Source organism: Haloferax sp. DFSO60 (assembly GCF_046557615.1).
Classification (GTDB): domain Archaea; phylum Halobacteriota; class Halobacteria; order Halobacteriales; family Haloferacaceae; genus Haloferax.
The window spans coordinates 128877-155302 of sequence record NZ_JBKIII010000004.1 but is presented as its reverse complement, the minus strand read 5'-3'; the positions used below and the strand labels follow the sequence as shown (position 1 = coordinate 155302).

Sequence of the window (26426 nt, the reverse complement as noted above, 5' to 3'; positions counted from 1 at the left end):
CCGACGGACACGCCAACAGACACGCCAACCGATACACCGACGGACACGCCAACAGACACGCCAACCGATACACCGACGGACACGCCAACAGACACGCCAACCGATACACCGACGGACACTCCAACAACAGAGACGCCGACGGACACCCCCACGCCGACGGTAACGACCACGGCGACGCCGACACCGGAACCGACCACCAAAGCACCGACGTCGACACCAAGACGCACACGTAGTAGCGGTGGAAGCTCGGGAGGAAGCCGGTCTGGTGGATCTAGTGGTGGCTCCGCACCAGCGGAACCCGCGACGAAAGTCCGGGCCACAACACAGGCCGATGGCGGCGTCCAGTACGATGTCGAGGATGCCAAAGCCGGTGAGCCGGTCGAATTCCAACTTCCCGAATCCATCGCTGGTGACTCGGGCATCGAGTTCGGTCGAAGCACGATTACGCTCTCACAATCGGTGTCTTCCGCGTCGGTGAGTGTGCGGAGCTTCACGGACCAACCCGATGGTGTCGATTCACTCTCGGACGTTGACGACGTTCCGCTCTACTTGGAAATCGAAGGCGACGAGACGGTCAATCAGTCGCTCGAAGAACTCACGGTCGAGTTCTCGGTCTCGAAAGCCAACCTCGAAGCGCGCGGAACGTCTCCCGAAAACGTCGCGCTCTACCGCTACACCGACGGTGCGTGGGACCGACTCGACACGAGCGTCATCTCGGAGAACGAAACTCACTACACCATGCGGGCGACCTCTCCGGGGATGTCCTACTTCGCGCTCGGAATCCAACAGCCCGAGCCGACCGTCTCGAACCTCACGACCGAATCGAACATCGTGGTCGGTGACCCAACGACCGTGACTGCCGACGTTACTAACACCGGAACAGGTGACGGCGTCGTCACGGTAAACTTGAGCATCGACGGCGACGTGGTGGCGAGTCGGTCGGTCGAAATCGCGTCGGGTGAGACCAAGACCGTCTCGTTCGACTATCGGTTCGATTCGACCGGGTCGCACACCATCGCTATCGGCGAGGAGAGTGTCGACGTAACAGTCCGCGAACCCACTGCCGCGGTCCGGCTCACCGAGTTGAAGGCGGATGCGACGCTCATGGGTCCGGGCGAGAGCGTGACGCTCATCGCCACCGTCACGAATACTGGTGGGGCAGAGGGTGAGATAACACTCACCTACGAGGCGTTCGGCGGTGTCATCGACACGAGAACCGTCTCGGTCCCCGCTGGGCAGTCCCAGGTCGTGACGTTCGACCAGACGATTGAATCGCCCGGCGTCTACACACTCTCGGTGAACGACGAATCTATCGACATCACTGTCGAGGAAGGTAGTTCGAAGTTCAGCACCCCCGACCCGGAGACCAACACGACCGAGTCCGAAGATGACGGTCGCTCTCGACTCAACCCGGTTGGCATGTTGTTACTCGGCGTCGTGGCCATCATCGTGGTCTTCGGTATCCGCAGTATGGCTTGGAGACGCTGACCAACTCATAACGGTTCCAACCACTTCGTCCACCGAGAAACATACGTGACAGTGGTGTGTACCATTCAGTCAATGTCCAGCGACCCCTTCGTCGTCGTCGGTGGTGATGCTGCCGGACTCTCCGCAGCGAGTAAGTTTGCGCGCACGACTTCGGACCGCGAAACCATCGTCTTCGAGAAAGGACGATGGGTGTCGTACGCCCACTGCGGGACGCCATACTTCGTGAAGGGTGAAGTCGAACGTCTCACCGACCTCCTTTCGCTCTCCCCCGAGGATGCCGCCGACCGCGGTATCGACCTCCGGCGCGAACACGAAGTCGTCGCAGTCGATACCGACGAACAGGTCGTGACGGTCGATGGGCCAGATGGGTCGTTCGACCAACCCTACGGCGATTTACTCCTCGGGACTGGCGCACGCGCCCGCACGGAACCAGTCGATGGCTTCCACCTCGACGGCGTGTTCAAACTCCACGGTCTCGACGACGCGGGGGCCATCCGTGCTTACCTCATGGACCCCGAAACCGCATCCATCGAAGACCTCGGCGGCGGCGAGTATCTCGACGAAGAGCGCGCCGCTCGATACCTGGCGATGGACCCGCCAGAATCGATTGCCATCATCGGCGGTGGATTCGTCGGCATCGAGATGGCCGAGGCGTTTTCGTCGTTCGACACTGACGTACACCTCTTCCAGCGTTCTGGACACGTTCTCAAGACGTTCGGCGAGGAAGTCGGTGAGAGGGTCGAATCCCACCTGCGTGAGCAAGGGGTCTCGCTCCACCTCGGCGAACCTGTCGAACGACTTCGCGGGAGCAACGGTTCGATTGAAGCCGTCGTCTGCCCTGAGCGGGAACTCGACGTGGATGCGACGCTCGTCGGTATCGGCCTGCAACCGAACGTCGAACTCGTCTCAGAGCAAGTCGAACTAGGTGACTCCGGTGCGATTGCCACCGACGAGTACGGACAAACGAGCGCCGACCACGTCTACGCCGCGGGCGACTGTGCCGAGATGGTAAATACAGTCACGAAGCAACCGACGTGGGTTCCATTGGGCCTTCCTGCCAACCGTGCTGGCCGGGCAATCGGGCAGACGGTGGCCGGGAATCCCGAACCGATTGGTGAAGTTGCGGAGACGGCGATGGTGAAAGCGTTCGATTTGGAGTGTGGACGGTCTGGACTCATCGACCTCGATTCGGCACGCGACGCCGGATTCGACCCGGTTTCGAAGACGATTACTGCCGGGTCGCGCTCGGGATACTACCCCGGGTCGGCCGAAACAACGGTCACACTCGTTGCGGACCGCCACAGCGGGATGCTCCTCGGAGGAAGCATCGTCGGGGCGGACCGTGCGGCAGTTCGAATCGATATCATCGCAACGGCGCTTGGAGCAGGATTGACTGTCGAAGAGTTCGAGCGGTTGGACCTCGGGTATGCGCCACCATTTAGCCCCGTCTGGGACCCTGTGTTAACCGCGGCGAAGGTGCTTCGCGGGTCGATGTCGTAACCCCTGTCCTCTCCTCTCCTGTCCTCTCCTCTCCTCTGCTCGTCCTTCACGACGTAGCGGGAGCCGTGTTTCGTGTCCCCGAGTATTAATAAAATCCAAATATATGATAATAGCTCTTATTACAAACAGTGTTCTAATTGTTAATATGAAGAACTCAAACCGACGGAGGTTCCTCTCCCTGACTGCGGGAGTGTTTGCCGGAGGACTCGCTGGCTGTCTTGGCGCTAACTCTGGTTCACAATCGGCGAGTCAGACGGCTAGCTCTGCTTCGTTCTTCGTCTTCGGCGACATCGCCGAACACGTCGCTGGCGACGTGGCTGTCGCCGAGACGCTCGTCCCGGTTGGACAACACGGCCACGGGTGGGAACCCGGTCCCGACGTGCAGGGTCGAATCTACGAATCAGACCTCTTCGTCCACGGAATGCCCGGTTTTCAGCCGTGGGCTGACGACGTTCTCACGTCGCTCGAAGCCGACGGTGCGGACGTCGTCACCGTCTCTGCGGCGGAAGATGTCGAACTCCACGAAATCGGGGCTGACGGCGAGCACGTCCACGACCAGCAGGAGGGCGGACACCACGAAGAAACGGGTAATCACGAAGAGGAGACACACACCGAAGACGACCGCCAGGACCACGGTTCGATGGACCCACACTTCTGGATGGACCCGTTGCGCGTCGCCACCGCGACAGAGACGGTGAGAGATGCGTTCCAGCGCGTTGACGGGGAGAACGCCGAGGCGTATGCCACCAACGCAGCGTCGTACCGTAACGCAGTGTTCGACCTCGATGAGACGTTCGAATCGACGCTCGAATCCCGACGAAAGGACGTAATTCTCGTCGCAGGACACAACGCCTATGGCTATCTCGCCGACCGATACGGCTTCGAAGTCGTCGCACTCACCGGTCTCTCGCCCGATGAAGAACCCTCACCGCGAGATATCGAACAGGCACAGGAAGTCATCGACGAACACGACATCCGGCACGTGTTGGCGGACCCACTGGAATCGAACCGTGCCGCGACACAACTCGTGAACGAGACGGATGCAGAGGAGGTGCTTCCACTGACTGCGATTCCGGGCCGAACAGCCGAGTGGAACGAGCGCGGATGGGGATATCTCGATATCATGGCAGAACTGAACCTGCCATCGCTTCAGACCAGTCTCGGTGCGAAATGACCGCAGTATCACTTCACGAGGTTGCCTTCTCGTATGGCGATGTCCCCGTCGTCGAGGACGTTTCACTCGATGTGGACGAAGGAGAGTTTCTCGGACTCGTCGGGCCGAATGGGTCGGGAAAGAGTACGCTCTTACGGCTGCTGCTTGGGTTACAACGCCCCGATAGCGGAGAGGCATTCCTGTTCGATGAACCCGCTCACGCGTTCGCCGATGGTGAGCGAGTCGCCTACCTCGCACAAGACGTGACAGACACCGCCCGTGACATGCCAATCACCGTCCGCGAGGTAGTCCGAATGGGTCGCTACCCGAGAAACCTCTTCGGCAGATTCTCCCGTGAAGACCGTACTGCCGTCGATACTGCACTCGAACGCGTCGGCGTGTCTGAACTCTCTGGGCGTCGAATCGGGTCGCTTTCCGGAGGACAACGACAACGGGTGTTCGTCGCGCGGGCGCTCGCCGCGGACGCAGACCTCCTCGCACTCGACGAACCGACTGTTGCACTCGATTCGGCGTCCCGAGAGTCGTTCTACGACCTCCTTGCCGACCTCAACGACCGCGGACTGACTATCATTCTGGTCGAACACGACATCGGTGTGGTCACCTCACGCGCGTCTCGAATCGCGTGTCTCAACCGGCGATTGTTCTTCCACGGTGAGTCTGATGAATTCGCCAAGAGTGACGCGCTTGCCGACGCCTACGGTGCGAACTATCGAGTCCTCGACCACACTCACCATGCCCATCACGACCCGGCCTCCAGCGGTGAAGACGACGACTCGCAAGGGGGCCAGCCGTGACGGACTTCACACTCCTGTTCCTGGGCGACCAATGGCTGCCACTGTTCGTCGTGGACTCACTCGTTGGCCTGTTCGATTGGTTCCTCCAGGTCGTCGTCGGAGAGAGTTTCTCCCTGCTCGCGGATGCGACAGGTCTCGAATTCCTCGAGTATCCCTACATGCAACGGGCGTATCTTTCGATTCTCTGTATCGCGCTCGTCGGTCCGCTCGTCGGGTCGTTCTTGGTGTATCGTGACCTCTCGATGGTCGGCGATACGCTCGCGCATACTGCCTTTGCGGGGGTTGCAGTTGCACTGTTTCTCGATGCCGCTTTCGACATCCCCGTTTCGCCGCTGGTCGGCGCACTCGTCGTCGCCGTGGTTGCAGCACTGCTGGTCCAATTACTCATCGAGTACACAGACACCCGCAGTGATGCTGCGCTTGCCATGGTTCTCACCGGTGGGTTCGCACTCGGGAGCGTCCTCATTTCGGTGACTGGTGGCGGAATCTCAGTCGGCATCAATCAGTACCTCTTCGGCTCGCTCGCAACTGTCTCGCGAGCGGACGTTGGACTGCTCGTCGCTATGTCGTTCGTGGTTGCCGCCGCCGTTTTCGTCGCCTATCGTCCATTGCTGTACGTTACGTTCGACGAAGTCGCCGCACGCGCATCTCGAATGCACGTTCGCACTGTGAACACGGTGTTGTCGGTGTTGACCGCGTTCGTCGTCGTGAGCGCGATGCGAATAATGGGTGTAATACTCGTTGCCGCGCTCCTCGTCGTCCCGGTCGTCACTGCGGCCGGAGTGAGCAAGAGCTACAAGCAGTCGCTCTTCGTCGCCGTTCTCGCTGGCGAGTTCGCTGGAGTCGTTGGCGTCTCGCTCGCCTATCTCTACGGACTCGCCGCCGGGGGGACTATCGTTCTCGTCGCTATCGGAGGTTTTCTCTCCGTTGCAACTGTGGCGACTGTCTGGACGCACCGTGGCTGAGGGCTTCTATCGCTTTCTCAAATTGTTGCAGCCTACTGCTACGCCCGGTGTTTTATATATAGACGAATTTCTGAGGAATGTCTTTTATATTATGTTGTTTATACTCTCTCGTTTTATATGTTGCTTGCATACCAAAAATAATCTGACGTTTGGGCTTATATTTCCAATATGGTAGGAAAATACAATCTATTACGGGCGAATTCTGATTATATGTTTTGATACCCCCGAGTAAACCTTATAACTAGTTCCTTGTTTTATCAATTGTATTTCCATGAGTCGTGAATTCAACAAATTGGATACGTCTTCGAATACGATTACGACTGACGGGGGACTCAGTGAGCAAGTCGCACCTGCGGTCGAGAACGAAGATGTTCTAGACGATATCGACGACACGACGGATGCAACCGAAGAAATCACCGAAGCGGTTGCAGAACTCGCCGATGCGTCCGAGAGCGTTGCGATAAGCTCTCAGGAGATTAGCGACCTCGCCGACGTTCAATCGATGAACATGCACGAAGTCTCTGGCGAAGTGTCCAATCTTAGTGCGAGCGTCGAAGAAATAGCTTCGAGTGCGACGCAGGCAAAGCAGATGAGCAACAGGGCGCGAACGATTGCGACCGAAGGGCGAACCTCTGCCGACAATGCGGCGGACGCCATGGAGACGGTCGATGCCGTCACGACCGACGTGTACGATGAGATTCTCGAACTCCGGGAGAAGGTGGACCAAATCGACGACCTCGTCGAGGTCATCACCCAAATCGCCGACCAGACCAACCTCCTTTCGCTCAACGCCTCTATCGAGGCCGCTCGCGCTGGCGACGCTGGCGCGGGATTCGCTGTCGTCGCCGACGAGGTAAAATCGCTCGCTGAACAGTCTCAAGAGAGCGTAACCGAAATCGAAGAGATGGTTGACGACATTCAGGATACGACCGAAGAGACTGTCGAGAACATCGCCGAAGCTAACGACGAAGTCCACGAGGGACTCACCGAAGTCGATGCGGCGGTTGCGGCGCTCCGCGATATCGATGACGCAGTCAAGGAGGCGTCTAACGGGGCCGAAGAAGTCGCCCGCGCGACCGACCAGCAGGCCGCGAGTACAGAAGAAGTTGCAAGTCTCGTCGATGAAACTGCGAACGGGGCCGAAGAGGTCGCCTCCGAAATCAGCAACATCGCCGCCGCAGCAGAAGAACAGACCGCAAAAATAACCGAGGTCAACCTCCTCGTGGACCACGTCGAGGACAACGTCGAAGACCTCGAAGATGAACTCGACGCCTAGTCGAATCGTTCGCCTTTCCCTACGTTAATCGTGGAGCAATCCCTCGGCTTTCTCAATGGCTACCCGGCGAGACTCTGTCGATGTTTTCGACTCATTCCGTCAGTTCATCGGGCTCGAACGCGACGTTCTCGTCCTCTCGATTGCGATGCTCGCGTTCAGCCTGTCGTTTCAGATGACCGGGCGATACATCCCCGAGTATCTACGTGTTCTCGGCGCGGGCGCGACTGTCGTTGGCCTGTATGGCAGTCTCGGAAATTTCATCGGCGCGCTGTATCCGTATCCCGGTGGGGCGCTCTCTGACCGCCTCGGGTCTCGGATTTCGCTGACGCTCTTCGGGACGGTTTCGACCGCTGGGTTCTTGTTTTGGTTCCTCGCACCGCTTATTCCTCCCGTTTCGGTCGCTGGTGTCTCGCTCGAACCGTGGATTTGGATTTTTCTCGGTCTCTTTCTCACGCAGGCGTGGCAGTCGTTCGGCCTCGGTGCGACGTTTGCCATCGTCAAGCAGAGCGTCTCACCGAATCAGTTGGCGATGGGCTTTGCCAGCACCGAGATATTTCGACGTATCGGCTTCTTGCTCGGCCCACTTATCGCCGCAGCACTCTTGACCGCCACGGCGACGTTCGTCACCGGATTCCAGTACATCCTCGTCGCCGCCGCGGTGTTCGGTCTCATCGCGACGGTCGCACAGCACTTTCTCTACGACGCGAGCGAGGACTCGCTCGGAAAGTCGTTCGAGGGTCTCTCGCAGATTCGAGACGACATGCGCTCGCTCCCTGCGACCTTGCGGCCTTTACTGGTTGCAGATACGCTCATTCGATTCGCCAACGGCATGGTGTACGTCTTTTTCGTCATCGTCGTCACCGAATTTCTCGCCGTTGGCTTCACGGGATTCGGTGTGTCGCTCCGCCCCGACGCGTTCTTCGGTGTCTTACTCGGCGTCGAGATGGTCGTTGCCATCGTCACCAAACTCCCCGTCTCGAAACTCGCAGAGGGAACTGGCCTCAAGCCTGTCGTGGGCCTCGGTTTTTTCGTGTATGCAATCTTTCCTGTCCTCCTCATCGGCGCGCCGTCGAACCAGTGGATGCTGGTGGCACTATTCGCCTTTTCGGGGCTTCGGTTCGCCGGACTGCCAGCACACAAGGCGCTCATCGTCGGCCCTGCAGAGCGCGATGCTGGTGGGCGGGTGACGGGGACGTACTACCTCGTCCGCAACACGATTGTCATTCCGAGTGCCGCACTTGGTGGGTGGCTGTATGCCCAAAGCCCATCGCTCGCATTCGGCACTGCATCCGCGATTGGACTCGTCGGTGTCGTGTACTTTGCCCTTCGTGGCGAGGAGTTCGAGGCGTACGCAGGTGGTATCTGAGCAAGCGACTGACATCTGCCATAAACGATTAATTAGACAACAGTCTAACTATTGTTCATGAAGATAGGGGTTCTCGGTGCGGGGCGGCTCGGTGGGACAGTCGCCCAACTACTCGTCGAAGAGGGTCACGAAATCGCCATTGCAAACCGAAGCGGGCCACAATCGCTCGCCGATTTATCGGAGGTACTTGGTCCACGACTCCACGCTGTCTCGCCCGAAGAGGCGGTCCGGTTCGGGAGGGTGGTCTTTCTCGCCATCCCGTTCAGAGACCGTGAATCGCTCCCTGATGCGTCGCTCTTCGAGGGCAAAATCGTCGTCGATGCGATGAACCCGTACACCGATGACTTTCACGTCATCGACCTCGGTGACGAAACGTCGTCTGAACTCGTCGCTCGACAACTGCCGGGTGCGCGTGTCGTCAAAGCGTTCAACACGATGTACTGGGAGACACTTCGAGACTTCGGGCACCGAAACCTCCCCGAATCCGAGCGGTTTGCACTCTTCGTCGCTGGCGACGACGACCAGGCAAAAGCAGTCGTCTCCGACCTCGTTCGAGAACTTGGTTTCGGCCCGGTCGATGTCGGTCAGTTAGCCACCGGTGGACGGCTCATGGAACCCGGTGGACCACTGTACGCGCGGGAGTTCTCGACACCAGATGCACGCAACGCGGTTGCGAACCTCCAACCACTTTGGTAGTTTCTCTCGTACCCAAGACTCACGCACTGGACCTCCAAACATTCACGAATTCCAGATAGTCACGTACTACTACTGTTCACAAATAGCATGGATTTAAGAAGAGTGGGTCCAGACGGTGCAATGACTACTATGATGGCACGGACCGAAGCGCGGATTCAGTCTAGTATTGAATACGATTCTGACGCTGGAACCTATCGAACTACCCCCACCGGTGACGAACCTCTTGGGACGAGTCTTGTACTATGTATTGCAAGCATCAAGAACACGCTCCCGACCCAACTGCCACCACTGGCCCGGACCATCGACCCGGATGCGCTCGATGCGATTTTCGCGGATGCACAGAATGCGAGGCTATCTTTTTCTTACGCTGGCTTTGACATCACTATCGATTCGAATGACTCGATTGAACTTCGACCACTCGACGGGCACGGCCCCGCCGAGTTGAACTAGTTGAGACGCACTATTTTCCACCACCTGTGTTCTGTCTCTCGATTAGCTGCTGCAATAATGGCTCCCTGAATCGTTTCAATCGGCAGTAGGAAACATATACCAAAACATCCTCTTTGCGTCCCGTGTACTATGTTTGGAACGAGTGGAATCAGAGGTCCAGTTGGAGAGACTGTGACTGCCGAACTAGCTCTCCGTATCGGCCGTGCAGTCGGGTGCGACGCACAGACTATCGTCGTTGGACAGGACGCCCGACTAAGTGGCGACGTACTCGCAGATGCTGTGAGTGCTGGCGCGAGAGAGTGCGGTGCTGACGTGATTCGAATCGGTGTCACCTCCACACCGACGATTGCTCGAACTGTCGGCTGGATGGGTGCAGATGCCGGTATCGGCATTACTGCTTCGCACAACCCTGCCTCAGATAACGGCTTGAAACTCTGGACGCCGAGTGGTCGTGCCTTCGACCGGTCGCAAACGCGCGAAATCGTCCATCGCCTCAACCGAGACGAAATTTCACTCGTCGGGTGGGACGAACTCGGCGAAGAGCGTGAGTGGCCGGACGCTTCGGCACGCCACGTTGACCACCTCGTCTCCTCGTTCGACGAACTCGACGACGTCTCGATTGCGTTCGACCTCGGCAACGGAACTGGCCGCGTCTCCGTCGATGCACTCTACGAACTCGGTGCGACCGTCAACACCATCGACGGGCAACGTGATGGGCGCTTCCCAGCACGAAAGAGCGAACCTAACGCAGAGACGCTCGTCGCCCTGCAAAAAGCGGTTCCTGCCCTCGGTGTCGATATCGGCCTCGCACACGATGGCGACTCTGACCGACTCGTCGCTGTCGATGAAACTGGGTCGTACATCTCTGGTGACTACCTCCTCGCGCTGTTCGCCCGCGACGCAGTCACCGAAGGGTCATCCGTTGCCGTTCCAATCGACACCAGTCTCCTCGTCCAAGACGTCGTCGAGGCGGCCGGTGGCTCTGTCAGCTACACGCCCGTCGGTGACGTGTACGTCGCAGAAAAAGTCTCGAAACAGGGCTTCGTCTTTGGCGGCGAACCGTCGGGTGCGTGGATTTGGCCCGACGAAACGCTCGCCCCCGACGGCCACTACGCGGCACTCAAACTCGCTTCGATAGTGGAGCGAGATGGCCCGATTTCCGAACAGATCGCGTCGCTGAACGGTGATAACTACACGACCCGCCGCAAGAACATCCCGTTCGACGACAAGAAGCAGGCGATGAACCGTATCGCGTGTGCGGTCCACTCGAACTACGACACTGTCAACACTATCGACGGAATCCGCGTCGATACTGACGATGGCTGGTTCCTGGTCCGCGCCAGCGGGACGGAACCGCTCATCCGCGTGACGGCAGAAGCCCGAGACGAAGACACTGCGAACCGCCTCTTCGACGATATCGTCAACCTCGTCGAAGGCGAACGCGTCGCCGCCTAACTCCCCCTGTCCGACTCGTTCTTCGCTCTCTTTCTGTCGCTTCTCTTCGCTATCGCGCCAGCGATGACCGGTAGGCCACGGTTTCGACCGAACACCAGACGAGTAGACTGCGTCTCGAACCACGACTGCAACTGTGATACTTTACATACGACGACGGCTGAGTTCGGAGAGAGACGCTGATGACCAACGACCCTTTCGACGACTCATCGTCGCCCACCTCACTCACTCGGCGCTCGTTCGCTACCTCGCTCTCGGTAACGACGCTTGCCGCGCTCGCGGGGTGTATCGGAACGCGCCAGTCGGAAACTGTTCCCGAACCGGTCGATCTCTCGGGTGGAAAAGAAGACGACCAGGGAGGGATGGTGATCGGCCTGCACGCGGGACCGAACGGGCAGATATTCTACCGCGATGAGACACCAGAAGGCCGTGAGAACCCCGCGTGGTTCCACACGCTCAGTATGGGATTGTTCCCCTACTACTTCGAGCACGAACAGCAGGGGTGGACGCCCGAAATCATCTACGTCACCGACTACTCTGTCGTCGAGTACGAACTGACCGAAGAAGATGGCCGACTTTCGATTTCGACCCACACCGAACCCGAGACGTTCGGTGATGCAGAAGCGATGACCTACGCCGTTGGGAGTGACGTCCTCGGAGGTATGGGAAAAGAGTTGCTTCCGTTCTCAGATGCGGCGGACGCAGAGGCATTCGCCAGCGAACACGGGGGTGACACTATCGAATTTGACGACATCACTCCCGAGTGGCTCAACGGCTACATGCGCTCGTAAACGGCCCCGACTGCTATGTGTAGCGGGGACGGCAACCGCTATCGAGAGCGGTCGCTGGTGAGTTTGGGTTCAGAAAAGTACGTTGGAGCGTCGTCTCAGAAACTGTTGTCCGGAACGCGCACACCATCGACGTACACTGTCACGGAATCGCTCGATTGGAAATTCGTGATGTCCCCTGCGAAGCGGTAGCTTCGAGATTCCTTCACGACTGCGCCTTCTGCGGCGGGACCAAGTGCGCCGACGGTGCTGAGTGCCCCGTTCGAACTGAGCGGGGTAATCTGACCATCGACAGTCACCTCGAACGTCGAGGGTGTGCCGGTCCCTGCGACGACGAGGGTGTGTTCGTCGGAGTCTGCGTTCGATTCTGACTCACTTGCGGTTGCAACTCCGGACAGGCCGGTGATTGCACCAGTCGCAGCTACTGACCCGAAAAGGGAGAGATATCTGCGCCTCGCAACTGAGAGGTTGTCGTTGGTGGTTTCTGGGTCCTGTTCGGTGGACCGTTCGCGTGCCATATCGCACGAGTTGGGTATTAACGCAATAAATGTTGTGATAATTACATTAGTAGGATTTTGTGAATGTCAAAATACAATGTAGGTGGGTGTGACACAGTCACGAATTCCGACTCGTTTTCTCGACGGGACACGCCAGAAAAAACGCAGTACAGTGACGACTTATTACGGAATTAATCAAATTTTACCTCTGCATTAATTTGCTGTTCAGACTGTTTCGATGTCTGTAAACATATCTAAACATTCAATATATTGGTACTGTCTAATAAGTTGATATGCACGGTTTTTCACCCCGAAAACGGGGTGGTTTGCCCCGCATTTTCCTCCTGCGCAGGTCTCGGTGTGAGCGACGCAGTACTCATCACATCGGGAAAATATCGTCTGGCCAATGGACATTCGTGACTCGACCCTGGCTGCCATCGGAGTTGGCACAGTTATCGGTCTCGGTGGAGTCATCGTTCACAACCCGGTCCATGGGGTGGAAACGTGGTTTGGACTCGCGAGTGTCTATCTCACGTTCGGTGTGGTTCTGAGCCTTCCTCGACTTGTCGGCTATACCAACCACACGTCGTTCGAGTCGGGAGCGTCGTCGCTGCTCGACCGAGCCTCTCCCCCTCCGAAGCGTTGTTCGTCGTGTGGCAACTCCACGTCCTCGTCCCCCTGGTTGTCGCCTTCATGCTCCCGCTCGGCGTGGCCAGCCGTCGAACCGAGTCTCTCGTTGCACTCTCGGCGATAGTTCTCCCCTTTGCCATCGCAGTCGTTCGTGGTCTTTGGTTGGGGTTCGGCTTTGGAAGCGCGTTCGTCGTCGTGTTCTACGGTGTACTGCTTCTCTCCGGTGGCGTTCTTGGCAGTGTTACCTATGCGTACGGACGTACGCTTGCGCAGAACCTTTAGATAGATTCACGCACTCGTACGCACGCGAGGGACTGAAAAATGAGGGGCCTTCTGACCGTGGGTGGTGTCTAGTCTTCCCGTTGGAGGAGCGTGGGTAGACAAAAAATGTTCGAAGAGGCGTCTATCCAGCCGTCTGTCTCCATCAGCGCGATACGTCCCGTAGGCTCAGTCGAGGAATTCAACAAGGCGGTTTTCCCATGTTCGGCGTTGAATGATCGCTGTTCGACCCTTCTCTGACATCTCGTAGAAGTTTGTCCGTCGGTCATGTTGGCCTTTGTTTACGTACCCGCGTTCGACCAGTGCGTCGAGGTTGGGGTACAGCCGACCGTGGTTCACTTCTCCGACATCTTTGCTGATAGATTCTTTAATCTCTTGGCCGGATGGCCTGTCTGCTCCTGCAATTACGTACAGAAGGTCTCGCTGGAAGCCAGTCAATTCGAACATTTAGTCTCGAATCTAACTATTGCTACCCTCCCGTATTGTTAGTCACCGCTATACCGTGTTTTCGCCTTTCTTACTGGTTGTGGTAGGCATTTACAATATTTCAGGAATTTCGTACTGTCTTGGTGAAATGGTCATTGCAACTGTTCTGCAATGGTGGATAAAATGGACGGCGTGAACGTTTTTTCCGGCTGACTCTCATCTGAATATGAACTTAATCTGATTGTTCCAACCGCTTGAGCCCCACTGGAAACGTCACGATAACAAAGGCTGTCTATGGTGTAATCAAAGTCAACTGGCGTAGGTTCCTCGCACTGGTCTGATGAATCGCGCCCGCACACGACGATGACAAATTTATCCAAAGACGAACTGTTCCGCATCCTCAGTAACTCGCGGCGACGACAAATTATCTACTTCCTTCATCGGGAGGGCGATAAGCTCTCGCTCAAGGAACTTGCTGCGATGGTCGCTGCGAGAGAGAACGAAACTTCAGTTGCGGACGTAACCGACGAAGAGCGGCAGCGAGTGTATATCTCGTTGTACCAAACACACTTACCGAAACTCGAAGCGGCAGACCTCGTCGTCTACGATGACGAAGCGCGAACGGTCGACCTCGTCGTCGACGTCGCACGCGAGGGATTCTTTTGGATGCAGCCGGAGGTTCAGCGCCCATGGTACCTGTACTACGGTGGTATCGGTCTCCTTGGCTGGATACTCATCATTGGACTCTGGCTCGGCCTCCCCGGGTTCGTTCTCCTGTCGTGGAGCGTCGTCGCTGTCCTCGTTTCTACGCTGCTTTTGGTCTTCGTTCTCGCCCAGTACGTCACCGAAGAGAGTACCAGTGCTTCGATTGATGCGTTCGAAACGCTCGTCGAGTGACACCTACTGCGCCAGTTTCTCTGCAGTGGTGTGTCAGATACCATTACTATCTGTCATTCTCACACGCTGCCAATCGTCGTCAACTATTTTCTCTGCTATCTGTATCAGATTCTATGGATTTACATTCACAAATACGTGAATACCTTTGATATTATGCGTCTCTGTCTCTTGGTTACCAGTTTTCGGATAATAGTTCAGAAATAGTGAATATCACGAACTCTATTGATTGTTACACAGATTCTTCTCTCACATTTTGCAAACCTAACCCTCGGATAAATCAGAGTGTGAGGCTACCAGACAAGTATTTACCCTTCTCTAACCTATTGACTCGCTGACCCTCTCGTGTTAGGTGGTGACGGACACCTACCCGAAACTGAACACTTCGGACGTCCGTTTTGAACCGCTGTGTGCTCGGGATATCCCTGAGAGCACAGTAACACACGTTGGTGGGGAAGGAAGGAAGGAACATGGTTACTGATTCACTACAAGCTAACACTACCGCTGCCGAACAAGCGGAATCTGAGCAAACGGCCGAGTCTGTTGGAGGATCGAACGCATTCGCCGAACAAACCGAGCCTGAACAATCTGTACCCGAACAACTCTCGAAGGATGTTGTCTTCGAAATTCTGAAGAACCAGCGCCGACGCGATGCCCTTCGGTACTTGAAAGAAAATAGTGGTGAAGCGAAACTCGGCGACATGGCCGAATTCATCGCTGCGAAAGAGAACGGCATCGAGATCAAGGCGCTCTCGTCGAGTCAGCGCAAGCGCGTGTACATTGGACTCTACCAATGTCACCTCCCGAAGATGGACGCTGTCGGAATCATCGATTTCGACAAGAACCGTGGTGACATCGTCCTCCTCGACACCGCAGAACAACTCGAACAGTACCTCGACGGTGACGTCGTCCAGACGCCCACCGAGACCGAAGTTGCGCCACGCGCCGTCCCGTCGGCCAAGCGCAACCTCTCGATTGCTGGGGTTGTTGCGCTCACCGTCGCTTCGGGACTCCTCGGAGTTCCCGGACTTGCAGAGATTCCCGCTGCGGGATGGGCAGTCGTGAGTACTGCGACGCTCATGGCCATCACCGCGATGGAAACCTACAAGCACAAACTCCACGCGTAGAACTGCGACGCTGATTCTCGGCTCTCCGTTTTTTTTCGAACCAACTTCGACGACTGCTGTCTCTGTCTTTCTCTGCAGTGACTGTCTTTTCTGAGACGACTTCTTGAGACGTCAGCACGCTACACGCGTGACTCACTCATCCCATCCTCGAGCTGTGGATTCTCTCTTCGAGCTGTGATGGTTCCCCCCACATTTCGTGGCCCTGGGCCGAATTGATGCTGGACACGCATGGTTTAAAACGCCACCCTCACGCTTCAAATAGCTGAATTACAGTGTGTCATCCCTCAGAACGACTGGTACATATGTTCGATTTTCATCGTGAAAATACTCTCTCCACCATTGTCATTAGGATGTGTAATACCACTCATTCCCTCGAATTAACGACTGTTGTGGTCCATCGACTGTTTTCGACCGGTCGTTAGTGAGTCCCGACAGGTAGCAGAATTCAACCTATAACAATGCCCGTTCGTATCCCCATTTCTTCTATGACTTCGGCACTTGCAGCCAGCACTAGTCCATCGACGTCTGCCGAGGGGGGACGCCGATGAATCATCGCATTACTGACGCAGTCGTTCTCGCCGCAGGTGAGGGCCGTCGGCTCCGACCCCTCACGACGTTCCAACCGAAACCGATGCTCCCCGTCGCGAACACACCCGTCATCGAGTACGTCCTCGACTCGCTCTTCGAGTGCGGTATCGAGCACGTCGTCGTCGTCGTCGGCTATCGCTCTGGGCGTATCCAGTCGTACTTGACCGCGCGCTACCCTGATGCTGACCTCGAGTTCGTCAAGCAAGACGCTCGTCTCGGCAGCGGCCACGCGCTCATGCAGGCGATGGGCCACGTCGAAGGGCCGTTCCTCGTCTGCAATGGCGACAACGTCATCGACGCGGATATCGTCGCCTCGACGCTCGAACGGTTCTCTGTGACTGACTCCGTTGCGACCCTCGCTGTTGCCAGTTCTGACACCCCCGAAGAGTACGGTGTGGTCATCTCTGACCGTGGTCGCATCTCCGATATTCACGAACACGCAGACGCGAACGAGGGATATCTCGTCAATGCGGGCGTGTACGTGTTCACCGAGCATGTCTTCGACGCACTGGAGCAGACTCCCGCCTTCGACGGCGAGATTCGGCTTCCAGACGTGATTCATCACCTCGATGGGCCGGTCACCTCCGTCCTCGTCAACGGCGAATGGCTCGACCCCGCTCAACCGTGGGGTCTCCTCTCTGTCACCGAGAAACTCCTCTCGCGCCAGCACGGTTCGGAAATCGCACTGACCGCGCGAGTCCACGAATCCGCGGTCATCGAAGACCCCGTGATGATTGGCAACGACTGCGAAATCGGCCCCGGTGTCTTCCTCTCGGCTGGGTCGTGTCTCCAAGACAACGTCTCGGTCGGAGCCAACAGCGTCGTCGAGCGCTCTATTCTCTCGACTGACGCGCGAATCGGTGCGGGTGCGGTCATCCGCGACTCCGTTATCGGACCGGGCGCAACCGTCGGCGACGGCGTCGTCTCGCCCGGCGGCCACGCGGACGTCATTATCGAACAGAAACTCTACACTGACCGCCGACTCGGCAGCATCATCGGCGACCGTGCAACCGTTGGCGCGAACGTCACGCTCTCGCCCGGAAGCCGCGTCGGTGCGGAAGCAATCGTCGGCGCGGGAACCGTGTTACATGGTGACGTGCGCGAACGCGCGGAGGTGGTTCATTAATGTGTGGAATTACTGCTTGCATCGGAACTGACGAATCGGTCGATTCCCTACTCGATGGGCTTCGACGCCTCGAATACCGCGGTTACGACTCTGCGGGTATCGCAGTCAAGAATCAAGCCGGTATCTCGCTCACCAAGCGCGTCGGCGAAGTTTCCGAACTCGTCGGCGCAGTCGAGCGCGACCCCATCGACGGTACCTTCGGTATCGGCCACACCCGCTGGGCCACCCACGGCGGTGTCACGGACAACAACGCCCACCCGCACACCGACGAATCCGGTCGCATTGCGGTCGTTCACAACGGCATCATCACGAACTACCAGTCGCTCCGGTCGGAACTCGAGTCGAACGGTCACAAGTTCGAAAGTGAGACCGACACCGAAGTCGTCCCGCACCTCATCGAGGAGAACCTCCGCGACGGTGCGACGCCGGAAGAGGCATTCCGCGCCGCAGTCGGTCGCCTGAACGGCACCTACGCGCTCGCCTCAATCATCGGCGACGAAGAAGCAATCTTCGCCACCCGGTCGGGGTCGCCCCTCGTCCTCGGCGTCGGCGAAGGCGAGTACTTCCTCGCCAGTGACGTGCCTGCGTTCATCCAGCACACCGACCAGGTAGTCTACCTCCACGACGGCGACTTCATCATCGCCCGCCCGTCGGGATACGAAGTCACCGACTCCGGTGGTCGGCCTGTCGACCGCCCGCTGAAGTACATCGAGTGGGACCCCGAAACCGCCACGAAAGGCGGCTACGAACACTTCATGTACAAGGAGATTAACGAGCAACCCGGTTCGCTCCGCCGCACTATCCACGGGCGTCTGAACGCCCTCTCTGGCGGTGTCGAACTCGAAGAATTCCCACCGGGAACGTTCTCCGACGTGGAGCAAGTCCACATCGTCGGCATGGGAACCTCGCACCACGCGGGCATGTTCGCCGCATCGCTCCTCTCTGAGCGCGGTATCCCCGCCTACGCGTTCATGTCGGGTGAATACGCCGTCATCAAACCACCAGTGACCGAAAACACGCTGGTCATCGCCGTTACGCAATCCGGCGAGACGGCCGACACGCTCGATGCGATTCGTCGCGCCCGCGCCGCTGGTGCGCGCACGCTCGCGTTGACGAACGTCGTTGGGTCGTCTATCACCCGCGAGTGTGACGACGAGTTGCTCATCCGTGCCGGTCCCGAAATCGGCGTCGCCGCGACCAAGACGTTCTCATCGCAGGTGACGGCGCTCATGCTCCTCACCGAGCGCTTCGTCGAGGACATCACTGGCAACAAATCCGGTGTCGCACGTGACGTGATGGACTCGCTCGCCAGACTACCCGGTGACGTACAGGAAGTCCTCGACACGTCCAACGCCCGCGAAATCGCCGAAGAGTACCAAGACAGTGACTCGTACTTCTTCATCGGCCGCGGACTCGCCCACCCAGTCGCGCTCGAAGGCGCACTGAAGTTCAAGGAAATCTCCTACGAACACGCCGAGGGCTTCGCCGCCTCCGAACTCAAACACGGACCACTCGCGCTCGTGACGCCCATGACGCCCGTGTTCGCCATCTTCACTGGCTTCGAAGACGAGGCGACGCTGAGCAACATGAAAGAAGTCCAAGCACGCGGTGCCCCGGTGGTCGCAATCACGAGCGACCCCGACGGCGAGATTGCTGAGTTCGCCGACCACGTGCTGACGATTCCCGAGACCCACCCCGACGTGGCCGGAATCACCGCGAACATCCAACTCCAACTCGTCGCCTACCACGCGGCGAAGTTGCTCGACCGCCCCATCGACAAACCGCGCAACCTCGCGAAGTGCGTCACCGTCGAATAAGGTGGTCGTTGCGGGACGACCTCGGTAGGACGACTCGTCTCGCGCCATTGGGCTGAGTTAGACTATACTCGCCCCCTTCCTTCACGAGTAGCGTGTTATTCTGTTGATACCATTTCTGTCCCTTCTGAGGGCACCGGTTACATTACCCTTTAGGTCCATACTACGTGTGATGACCGAGCGGGACCTCGTCGACAACATCCTGTCATCCCCCGATGACCCGGATGGCCCGTTGACTGATGAAACGCCTCCAAACGACGACTCTCCGAGACATCAAAAGGTTACACTACCGCCTGAAGCATCCGATAACGAGCTTCTCGATGCCCTCGGTGATAACGTCTCCCGGAGTGTACTGCAAGCGTGTAAGCAACAACCGATGACCGCAGAAGAACTCGCTGACGCCTGTGACGTCTCGGAGTCCACGATTTACCGGCGCTTGGAGACGCTCTCCAAACTCGGACTCGTCGAACGAACACAACGCGTCGAATCCCCAGCAAAAACGTGTTACGAAACCGTCGTCGATGGACTCTCCATTCACGTCGGTGAGACACTTCGCGTCGAGCCCGGTGCGAGCGATTACGTCGTCGACGCCATGCGGACAGTTCTCTCTGCAATCGACGTACAACAACTCTCGTTCGAGCGAGAAAACGACACGGTCGATATCCGATTCATGCTCTCCAAAACCCTTCTCGACGCACTCGTCGAACTCTACGTCCGAGATACATCCTCACGAGAACAGTAGACCATACCCAAGAGCGCGCTATCGGCTTACTACGTTACCGTTTCCACGACTCGTCGATTTCACCGAGTACGAGCGCGATTGCGTCTTCAGGCCGACCGGCAGTGATGAGGTCCCACGCCGTCGCGGCAGTGAGTGGTCCGATGTACTGTGATGCTTCGAGTCCAGAGACGATTCCTGGTGCCTCTTGTGCGAACCAACTCACGATTCCCTCACTGCTCGTAGCCGACACTGTGTCCGCTCGCGTCTGTTCGGAAATCATACCATTGGTACGCTTCTCAGTAGGTTAGTTAGTGTGTCCTATTATCACAATATGTCTCCGTTATTGCGGCTCTGTCACTCGATTTCGAGTATCTTGACTGCTCATATTGTGTCTAACCTTCACGAAAAGAATCAAGTAGTGACCAGACAGTTACGATATTACGTATGTCCCTCAGTGAACTTATCGCGGGGGTCGCTGCTGCTGAAAAGACACTTACTGTGTTCAACCCTGCAGGTGACGTCGCCGAACGACTCACTGAACACTTTGCGGACAGGAACGTCTTTGTCACGACTGCAAGCCACGACCTCGGTCCCACCAACTACGTCGTCCTCGGCGAGGGGCGACGATTCCTCACAGCGGTAAACGTCGAAGAGCTACTGAATTCGACGACAGAGTTCCGCCCCGGATTCGAAACCAACACCTATCGACCGATTCTCGACCACCTCGACGAAACGCTGTTTCGGTCTTACGACCGCACTCGAATGCTCGCTGCGACTCGTGAAATCGAAGACCGGGCGTGGCGCGTCGGTGCTGGTCAACTCCACGCCGGGTTCCAAACTGCGGAGAATCTCGAATCGCAACTCGATTCTTACGAGCGACTGGGTGAACGAGACGACCTCTCGGTCCACGCCTATATCTACCCCTCCGGCACCGTCCCGAAGGTCGAACGCTTCTTACTCCATCTCGCTCGAACCGAAGAAATCGAACTGTCGTGGTTCGTCGTCTACGACGGCAACGGCATCGACGACTACAAATGCGCTCTATTGGCCGAAGAAGACCCGTTGGGTGGCTTTTCGGGCTTTTGGACCTACGACCCCTCCACGGTCGATTACCTCGTCAACTACTTGCAGTCGACCTACGCAATCGTAAAACCTGACGGCGATGGCAACGACGATACCGTCCATTGTCTCGCTGAGGATGAGACACAAGCAGTCGCACCTCCGACACACTACACGTCCACCTCTGCCAACACATAATCAAATGCGAGAACCAGGCACGAAACCTTACGACTCGACCGTGATTACCCGGTCGTATGGTCGATGGAGTCCTCCTCGACGGGTCTGAACTGAAAGGAAAGGTGAAAGGTGGCCGCGCCGGTGCGATGATTGCCGGAAAGAAGTACGTCGGCTACGAACTCGGCATCGCTGCGGGGTGTATCCACATCTACGGTAACGACTGCAGTTCAGACATCCGTGACGAAGAGTTCCGCTATCTCGTGATTCCGTTCGATTCGATTCAAGGGCTCGAGCTGAAAGACCTGACTGACCGTGGTCGGGCTATCGAAATCCACGCAATCGGCGAGACCGTGACGCTCTATTCAGAAAACCAATCGCGACTTTCAGAGAACCTCAAGCGCGCATTCGTACTCGTCTCGAAACTGTTGTAATCGAACTCTCGTTCGTGCTGTGGTCGAATCCTCGTTCACCGCGTCGTCGGCCGGATGAACCGAACTGAGACGCCTTCTCCGAAGAAATCCGAAACCGTTCCGTCGAGGACGCCACGTGGCCACAGCTCGGCTGCGGGGTCGCCGATGAGTCCGTCGTCGTCCCACGCGACCAGATGCTCGACCTGTATCGAATCTTCGTCTCCGACGGGAGTGGGCCTGGTGATTCGACTAACTGACCCACCATCGGCACGCATCACCAGGACGTGTTGGCCACGCTCGATGTACCCATCGGGGTCGCTGACAAAGTGGCGACGGCCCACCCAGATGTTGAGTCGTTTCGCCCGAACGAGTACGACAGCGGCGTCACAGTCGAACACACCCGGACCAGAAGGATCGGGCTTTCCGACGATCGTCGTCTTGATTGTCCCCTTCGGTTGCATACTGTCTGTACGCGCTCAGAAGAGACAACGACTATGCTTACTACCAGATAGTTCCCGATTCGACGACGTTTTTTGTCTTTCACGACAGTTGTTCCACTTCGTTAGTCGCTCACTTCGAGCGGGTCGTCTAACGGTGGGAGGGTCGCCTCAATCACTTCCCGGCCAAATTCGAGCCACGACGAGAGTTTGAGCGACGTTCCGAGTTCGGACGGCTCTTCGTCAACCGTGAATCCGGGCACGTCGGTTGCGATTTCGAAGAGAACCCCACCGGGCTCGCGGAAGTAAATCGACCGGAAGTACTGGCGGTCCTTCTGAGGCGTAACGAACTTGCTGATTTCGGTGAGTCGTTCTCGCCACGTAGCCTGCTCGTCGTCGCTCGCTCGCCCGCCATTTGCCGTATAACGAAGCCGATTGGTGCCGCTGTGGTCTATTCGTAGCCGAGTGTTTCGAGGTGGTTCGCGTGTCACCACGTCGGTGTGGGTGCGTCCTCGACTCCGATGGAGTGACGAGTACGACGACGCCGTACACCGCTTCAGTCTGATACCAGGTAACGTGATGAAAGCAGGTTCGAACCCGAACCACTAAAGAGGGTTGGAATCTACGGACTGGTATGGCTACCGACCCCGAAGCAAACGGCGCACCCTGCCCAATCATCGACTCGATTCAACAAATCGGGTCACAGTGGCGGCTCATCGTCCTTCACGACCTACAAGACGGGGAAAAACGGTTCAACGAACTGAAGCGCTCGACGGGTGCGAGTTCGCGGACGCTCTCTCGCGTCCTCGACGACCTGAGAGAGACTGGATTCGTCGACCGGAGACTCGAAGAAGACGCGCCGGTTGCAACCTACTACTCGCTGACCGACAAAGGGGTGTCTCTCTGTCCCGTCTTCGACGAAATCGAGCAGTGGGCGGACGAATGGCTCGACGCCGATACCGAAGAGGTCGCAGCCGACCCCGAGGCTGTCCAGTCGCGTGCCTGAAAAACGCCGAAAGATTTTCGCTCGCCGAGTTTACGCTTCGAGCTGTTCAGTTCCAGCCGCGTCGGCAATCGACTCGTACACGTCGGCGACGGTCACCGAGTCGAGTTCTTCGAGCATGGCCGTAATCGATGGTTGGAGCAGGTCGCCCAGCACTGGTTGGATGTGCTGTCCAACCGTACACTCGTCGTTCGGTTCGCTCGTGTGGTAACAGAACGGTTCTGGGTCTTCGACGGCTTCGTAGATGTCTCGGAGCGTAATCGTCGCCGGGTCGTCTGCGAGCGTGAATCCGCCAGTTGGGCCGCGCTTGGAGTCTACGAGGTCTGCTTCTCGAAGCGAACACAACAGTTGTCGAATGACGACTGGGTTCGTATTGACACTCCAGGCGAGGCGGTCGGACGACAGCCGCTCGCCGCGCTTCCCGGCCAGATTCGTAAGCACGTGCGTTGCAACGACGAATCGGCTGCTATTCGACATACACTACGTTTCGGTTTTCATCCGTTTTAGACTTCACGGTGAGCCACTTTTGCGCCGGTTTCGCGGACAGTCCCGACGTTGTCTCTCGATTCATCACTTCGATTTCTCCTCGATTTTGTCGTAGAGGACGACTTCACCGGGTTTCGTACTTCCTTCGGTCGGGAGTCGTACACCCGCGTTCAACGAGGTGTTGATTCCCGTCTTCGCCTCGTCGCCGAAGACGACGCCGTACTTTCGGCGGCCCGTCGAGACGAGTTCGCCTTTGAGCATCTGTCGCACCGACTTGCCGTCGTGGCGGAGGTTCGCAACTTTCGTCCCTGCGCCGAAGTTCACGTCGCGACCGAGAACGCTGTCACCCACGTAGGAGAGATGGCCGACGGTCGCACCCTCCATCAGGACGCTGTTTTTGACTTCGACCGCGTTACCGATTTTCGCACCTTCGCCGACCACGGTCTTCCCGCGGATGTAGCAGTTCGGGCCGACCGTCGCCCCGTCGCGAATGAGCGTCGGCCCTTCGATGACGACGCCGGATTTGACTGTCGCACCCGCTTCGACCACGAGCGGGCCGTCGAACTCAGCGCCGTCGGAGACGTCACCATCGAGTCGGGTTTCGAGCGATTCGAGCGCCCACTCGTTCGCTTCGAGGAGTTCCCATGGACGGCCCACGTCGAGCCATCGCTCGAAGGGAACGGCGCGAACGTCGTACTCGGCGCACATCTTGTCGAGGACGTCGGTCAGTTCGAGTTCGCCGCGCTCGCTCTCTTCGACGTCGAGCCACTCGCGTGCTTCGCTTGGGAAGACGTACGACCCGGCGTTGATGAGATCTGACGGCGGATTCTCGGGCTTTTCGACCACACCCGCCACGTAGCCCTCGTCGTCGGTGTCGAGGACGCCGTACGAACTCGGGTTGTCAACTCGGTAGGACCCGACTGCGGGCGTCCCTTCGTACATCGTCGAGAGCGTCGGCACGTCGTAGAGTGCGTCACCGTTGAGGACGACGAACGGTTCGCCAGCGTCGATGTGGTCCACGGCGGCGCGAACCGCGTGCGCGGTCCCTCGCTGCTTTTCTTGGACTGCAAACTCCACGGGGACGCCTGCTCGCTCCTCGCCGAAGTACGCACGAACGTCGGCTGCCTCGTATCCGACGACAATCGTGAGCTTCGTTGCACCTGCTTCGATAGCGGCGTCGGCCGTGTGACCGACGAGTGGCTTGTCGGCGACCGGAAGCATCGGCTTCGGACGCCGGTCAGTAAGCGGGCGCATCCGGGTTCCGCGCCCGGCAGCGAGAATGACAGTTTGCATGTGTATTTGAGAGACGGCGTGACGCAAATGTCTTCCGTCCACGTGATTATCTGCCTCGATGGAATCTACGGTGATGTCACATATCATATGAATACCGACTAATTGGGGAGCGTGGCTCGGCGGTTGCTCTGCGTGAAGAGTCGTCAAGCGGCCTTTTCGTGACACTGCGCGTCGCAGTCGCTCAGGACAAAGTAGCCCACACGGGCCGCGAAGCACGAAAATTTAGGGTTACAATTGGTTGGAGATTCGCACGAAACGCGGCACCGTGTGTTAGTGAACAGATGCAACCCAGCAGGTAATATTTTCGTTCCGCGGCGACCCCCTCCGCGTCCCGCGGAATTATTATCCCACACCCCTTCGCTGTGGAGGGTTACAATGGAGATTCGCACAGGTCTCTCGTATGGAGATGCATTGCTGGTTCCACAGCGCTCTGCGGTCGATAGCAGACAGGATGTGGACCTCTCGACCAACATCACGCCGAACCTCACCATCGACACACCGCTGGTGAGCGCGGCCATGGACACGGTGACGGAAGCCGAACTCGCCACGACGCTCTCGAACCTCGGCGGCCTCGGCGTCGTCCACCGCTTCCTCGATATCGACGAGCAGGCCGAACACGTTCGCCACGTCGCCGAACAGGGCGGCACCGTCGCGGGCGCAGTCGGCATCAACGAGGACTATCTCGCCCGCACCGAGGCACTCCTCGATGCCGGTGCCGACGCCATCGTGATGGATATCGCTCACGGGCACATGGAGCGGTGTCTGGACGCCGTGGCTCGAATCCGCGAGGAGTTCGACCCCGAAATCGTCGCCGGAAACGTCGTCACTCCCGAAGCGGTCGAAGACCTCTACGAAGCAGGCGCAGACTGCGTAAAAGTCGGTGTCGGCCCGGGCTCACACTGCACGACGCGCGAAGTCGCAGGTGCCGGATTCCCGCAACTCACTGCCGTCTCAGACTGCGCCGAGCGCGCACACGAACTCGGAATCACCGTCATGGCCGACGGCGGGATTCAAACCTCGGGCGACGCCGCGAAGGCGCTCATGGCGGGCGCTGACAGCGTGATGATGGGGAGTTTCTTCGCCGGGACGGACGAAGCACCCGGTACCGTCGTCTCGGTCGATGGGAACCAGTACAAACGCTCTCGCGGCATGGCTTCGACGGAGGCCGCGACCGACCGCGACGACAAAGACAGCGACGTCGACGCCGGTGAAGGCGTCCAAGCACTCACGCCGTACAAGGGACCACTCAAACCACTCGTCACCGAGTTCCTCGCCGGACTCCGCTCGGGTGTGAGCTACTGCGGTGGCCACACCATCCCCGAAGCCCGCGAGAAGGCGGCGTTCATTCGCGTCGCTGCGAGCGCGCAAGCACGCGAGGGGGCCCACGGTGTCGTCTTCGCAGACGGCGCAGTCGATGTCGAACCGGAGGTAGAGGCGCAACTGCAAGCGCCGCTTTCGGACTGAGAGTCACGAACGGCGCGCCCGCCTTCGGCAAAGACGTATAATTTTT

At 58.1% G+C, this 26426-nt stretch carries 28 protein-coding genes; 21 read left to right on the top strand and 7 right to left on the bottom strand.

What is annotated here, in order from left to right:
* The 11 genes from ACK509_RS16555 to ACK509_RS16505 form a co-directional block, all read left to right on the top strand.
* Positions 1 to 1488, top strand: a 1488-nt coding sequence (locus ACK509_RS16555) for a PGF-pre-PGF domain-containing protein (RefSeq protein ID WP_410767673.1), incomplete at its 5' end; no start/stop codon positions are given.
* 72 nt (positions 1489 to 1560) lie between these two features.
* Positions 1561 to 2988, top strand: coding sequence for an FAD-dependent oxidoreductase (locus ACK509_RS16550; RefSeq protein WP_410767672.1), 1428 nt, complete (start codon positions 1561 to 1563; stop codon positions 2986 to 2988).
* Positions 2989 to 3133: 145 nt separating this feature from the next.
* The gene (locus tag ACK509_RS16545) at positions 3134 to 4162 is read left to right on the top strand and encodes a metal ABC transporter substrate-binding protein (RefSeq protein ID WP_410767671.1); all 1029 of its coding nucleotides are present in this window, start codon (positions 3134 to 3136) and stop codon (positions 4160 to 4162) included.
* On the top strand, positions 4159 to 4956 hold the full coding sequence (locus tag ACK509_RS16540) for a metal ABC transporter ATP-binding protein (RefSeq protein ID WP_410767670.1): 798 nt from the start codon (positions 4159 to 4161) through the stop codon (positions 4954 to 4956). The genes ACK509_RS16545 and ACK509_RS16540 overlap by 4 nt, the downstream gene beginning before the upstream one ends.
* Positions 4953 to 5921 (top strand): metal ABC transporter permease, encoded by a 969-nt coding sequence (locus tag ACK509_RS16535; RefSeq protein WP_410767669.1) that lies wholly within the window; start codon positions 4953 to 4955, stop codon positions 5919 to 5921. Before ACK509_RS16540 ends, ACK509_RS16535 begins: the two co-directional genes overlap by 4 nt.
* Positions 5922 to 6192: 271 nt before the next feature.
* The gene (locus ACK509_RS16530; RefSeq protein WP_410767668.1) at positions 6193 to 7197 is read left to right on the top strand and encodes a methyl-accepting chemotaxis protein; all 1005 of its coding nucleotides are present in this window, start codon (positions 6193 to 6195) and stop codon (positions 7195 to 7197) included.
* A gap of 55 nt (positions 7198 to 7252) precedes the next feature.
* Complete coding sequence (locus tag ACK509_RS16525; RefSeq protein WP_410767667.1) at positions 7253 to 8563, top strand: MFS transporter; 1311 nt, start codon at positions 7253 to 7255, stop codon at positions 8561 to 8563.
* Between the two features lie 57 nt (positions 8564 to 8620).
* Positions 8621 to 9259 carry an NADPH-dependent F420 reductase gene (locus tag ACK509_RS16520; RefSeq protein WP_410767666.1) on the top strand — a complete coding sequence of 213 codons (639 nt, stop codon included), beginning with the start codon at positions 8621 to 8623 and terminating at the stop codon, positions 9257 to 9259.
* Between the two features lie 120 nt (positions 9260 to 9379).
* Positions 9380 to 9709 (top strand): HalOD1 output domain-containing protein, encoded by a 330-nt coding sequence (locus ACK509_RS16515; RefSeq protein WP_410767665.1) that lies wholly within the window; start codon positions 9380 to 9382, stop codon positions 9707 to 9709.
* Between the two features lie 129 nt (positions 9710 to 9838).
* Positions 9839 to 11164, top strand: coding sequence for a phosphoglucosamine mutase (gene glmM / locus ACK509_RS16510; protein WP_410767664.1), 1326 nt, complete (start codon positions 9839 to 9841; stop codon positions 11162 to 11164).
* Between the two features lie 179 nt (positions 11165 to 11343).
* Positions 11344 to 11952 (top strand): nitrous oxide reductase accessory protein NosL, encoded by a 609-nt coding sequence (locus ACK509_RS16505; RefSeq protein ID WP_410767663.1) that lies wholly within the window; start codon positions 11344 to 11346, stop codon positions 11950 to 11952.
* A gap of 95 nt (positions 11953 to 12047) precedes the next feature.
* Here ACK509_RS16505 and ACK509_RS16500 read toward each other — a convergent pair whose 3' ends face one another.
* Entirely contained in the window at positions 12048 to 12467 is a 420-nt protein-coding gene (locus tag ACK509_RS16500; RefSeq protein ID WP_410767662.1) for a hypothetical protein, read from the bottom strand.
* A gap of 483 nt (positions 12468 to 12950) precedes the next feature.
* Between ACK509_RS16500 and ACK509_RS16495 the strand changes: the two genes are divergently transcribed.
* Entirely contained in the window at positions 12951 to 13358 is a 408-nt protein-coding gene (locus ACK509_RS16495) for a hypothetical protein (RefSeq protein ID WP_410767661.1), read from the top strand.
* 165 nt (positions 13359 to 13523) lie between these two features.
* Here ACK509_RS16495 and ACK509_RS16490 read toward each other — a convergent pair whose 3' ends face one another.
* Positions 13524 to 13802: a PadR family transcriptional regulator gene (locus tag ACK509_RS16490; RefSeq protein WP_410767660.1), complete on the bottom strand. Its 279-nt coding sequence runs from the start codon at positions 13800 to 13802 to the stop codon at positions 13524 to 13526.
* 342 nt (positions 13803 to 14144) lie between these two features.
* Between ACK509_RS16490 and ACK509_RS16485 the strand changes: the two genes are divergently transcribed.
* The 5 genes from ACK509_RS16485 to ACK509_RS16465 all read left to right on the top strand — a co-directional run bounded on the left by ACK509_RS16485 (position 14145) and on the right by ACK509_RS16465 (position 20072).
* Entirely contained in the window at positions 14145 to 14678 is a 534-nt protein-coding gene (locus ACK509_RS16485) for a transcriptional regulator (RefSeq protein WP_410767659.1), read from the top strand.
* A gap of 467 nt (positions 14679 to 15145) precedes the next feature.
* Complete coding sequence (locus tag ACK509_RS16480; protein WP_410767657.1) at positions 15146 to 15802, top strand: hypothetical protein; 657 nt, start codon at positions 15146 to 15148, stop codon at positions 15800 to 15802.
* A gap of 544 nt (positions 15803 to 16346) precedes the next feature.
* Complete coding sequence (locus ACK509_RS16475; protein WP_410767656.1) at positions 16347 to 17516, top strand: sugar phosphate nucleotidyltransferase; 1170 nt, start codon at positions 16347 to 16349, stop codon at positions 17514 to 17516.
* Positions 17516 to 19333, top strand: coding sequence for a glutamine--fructose-6-phosphate transaminase (isomerizing) (gene glmS / locus ACK509_RS16470; protein ID WP_410767655.1), 1818 nt, complete (start codon positions 17516 to 17518; stop codon positions 19331 to 19333). The genes ACK509_RS16475 and glmS overlap by 1 nt, the downstream gene beginning before the upstream one ends.
* A 169-nt stretch (positions 19334 to 19502) precedes the next feature.
* Positions 19503 to 20072: an ArsR/SmtB family transcription factor gene (locus ACK509_RS16465; protein WP_410767654.1), complete on the top strand. Its 570-nt coding sequence runs from the start codon at positions 19503 to 19505 to the stop codon at positions 20070 to 20072.
* Positions 20073 to 20106: 34 nt separating this feature from the next.
* Here ACK509_RS16465 and ACK509_RS16460 read toward each other — a convergent pair whose 3' ends face one another.
* Complete coding sequence (locus ACK509_RS16460) at positions 20107 to 20331, bottom strand: harpin-binding protein (RefSeq protein ID WP_410767653.1); 225 nt, start codon at positions 20329 to 20331, stop codon at positions 20107 to 20109.
* A gap of 164 nt (positions 20332 to 20495) precedes the next feature.
* Here ACK509_RS16460 and ACK509_RS16455 point away from each other — a divergent pair, with 164 nt between their 5' ends.
* The gene (locus ACK509_RS16455; RefSeq protein ID WP_410767652.1) at positions 20496 to 21308 is read left to right on the top strand and encodes a DICT sensory domain-containing protein; all 813 of its coding nucleotides are present in this window, start codon (positions 20496 to 20498) and stop codon (positions 21306 to 21308) included.
* A gap of 56 nt (positions 21309 to 21364) precedes the next feature.
* Positions 21365 to 21718 carry a hypothetical protein gene (locus ACK509_RS16450; RefSeq protein ID WP_410767651.1) on the top strand — a complete coding sequence of 118 codons (354 nt, stop codon included), beginning with the start codon at positions 21365 to 21367 and terminating at the stop codon, positions 21716 to 21718.
* Between the two features lie 35 nt (positions 21719 to 21753).
* Here ACK509_RS16450 and ACK509_RS16445 read toward each other — a convergent pair whose 3' ends face one another.
* The gene (locus ACK509_RS16445; RefSeq protein WP_410767650.1) at positions 21754 to 22158 is read right to left on the bottom strand and encodes a hypothetical protein; all 405 of its coding nucleotides are present in this window, start codon (positions 22156 to 22158) and stop codon (positions 21754 to 21756) included.
* Between the two features lie 101 nt (positions 22159 to 22259).
* Positions 22260 to 22625, bottom strand: coding sequence for a hypothetical protein (locus ACK509_RS16440; protein ID WP_410767649.1), 366 nt, complete (start codon positions 22623 to 22625; stop codon positions 22260 to 22262).
* A gap of 143 nt (positions 22626 to 22768) precedes the next feature.
* Between ACK509_RS16440 and ACK509_RS16435 the strand changes: the two genes are divergently transcribed.
* Positions 22769 to 23140 (top strand): winged helix-turn-helix transcriptional regulator, encoded by a 372-nt coding sequence (locus ACK509_RS16435; protein WP_410767648.1) that lies wholly within the window; start codon positions 22769 to 22771, stop codon positions 23138 to 23140.
* A 30-nt stretch (positions 23141 to 23170) separates the two neighbouring features.
* On the opposite strand, the gene ACK509_RS16430 is transcribed toward ACK509_RS16435, so the two are convergent.
* Both ACK509_RS16430 and glmU read right to left on the bottom strand, forming a co-directional pair.
* Positions 23171 to 23614 carry an Rrf2 family transcriptional regulator gene (locus tag ACK509_RS16430; RefSeq protein WP_410767647.1) on the bottom strand — a complete coding sequence of 148 codons (444 nt, stop codon included), beginning with the start codon at positions 23612 to 23614 and terminating at the stop codon, positions 23171 to 23173.
* A 93-nt stretch (positions 23615 to 23707) separates the two neighbouring features.
* Positions 23708 to 24916, bottom strand: a complete 1209-nt coding sequence (gene glmU / locus ACK509_RS16425) for a bifunctional sugar-1-phosphate nucleotidylyltransferase/acetyltransferase (RefSeq protein WP_410767646.1) — start codon at positions 24914 to 24916, stop codon at positions 23708 to 23710.
* A 375-nt stretch (positions 24917 to 25291) separates the two neighbouring features.
* Between glmU and ACK509_RS16420 the strand changes: the two genes are divergently transcribed.
* Positions 25292 to 26380, top strand: coding sequence for a guanosine monophosphate reductase (locus tag ACK509_RS16420; protein WP_410767645.1), 1089 nt, complete (start codon positions 25292 to 25294; stop codon positions 26378 to 26380).
* Positions 26381 to 26426 lie beyond the last annotated feature (46 nt).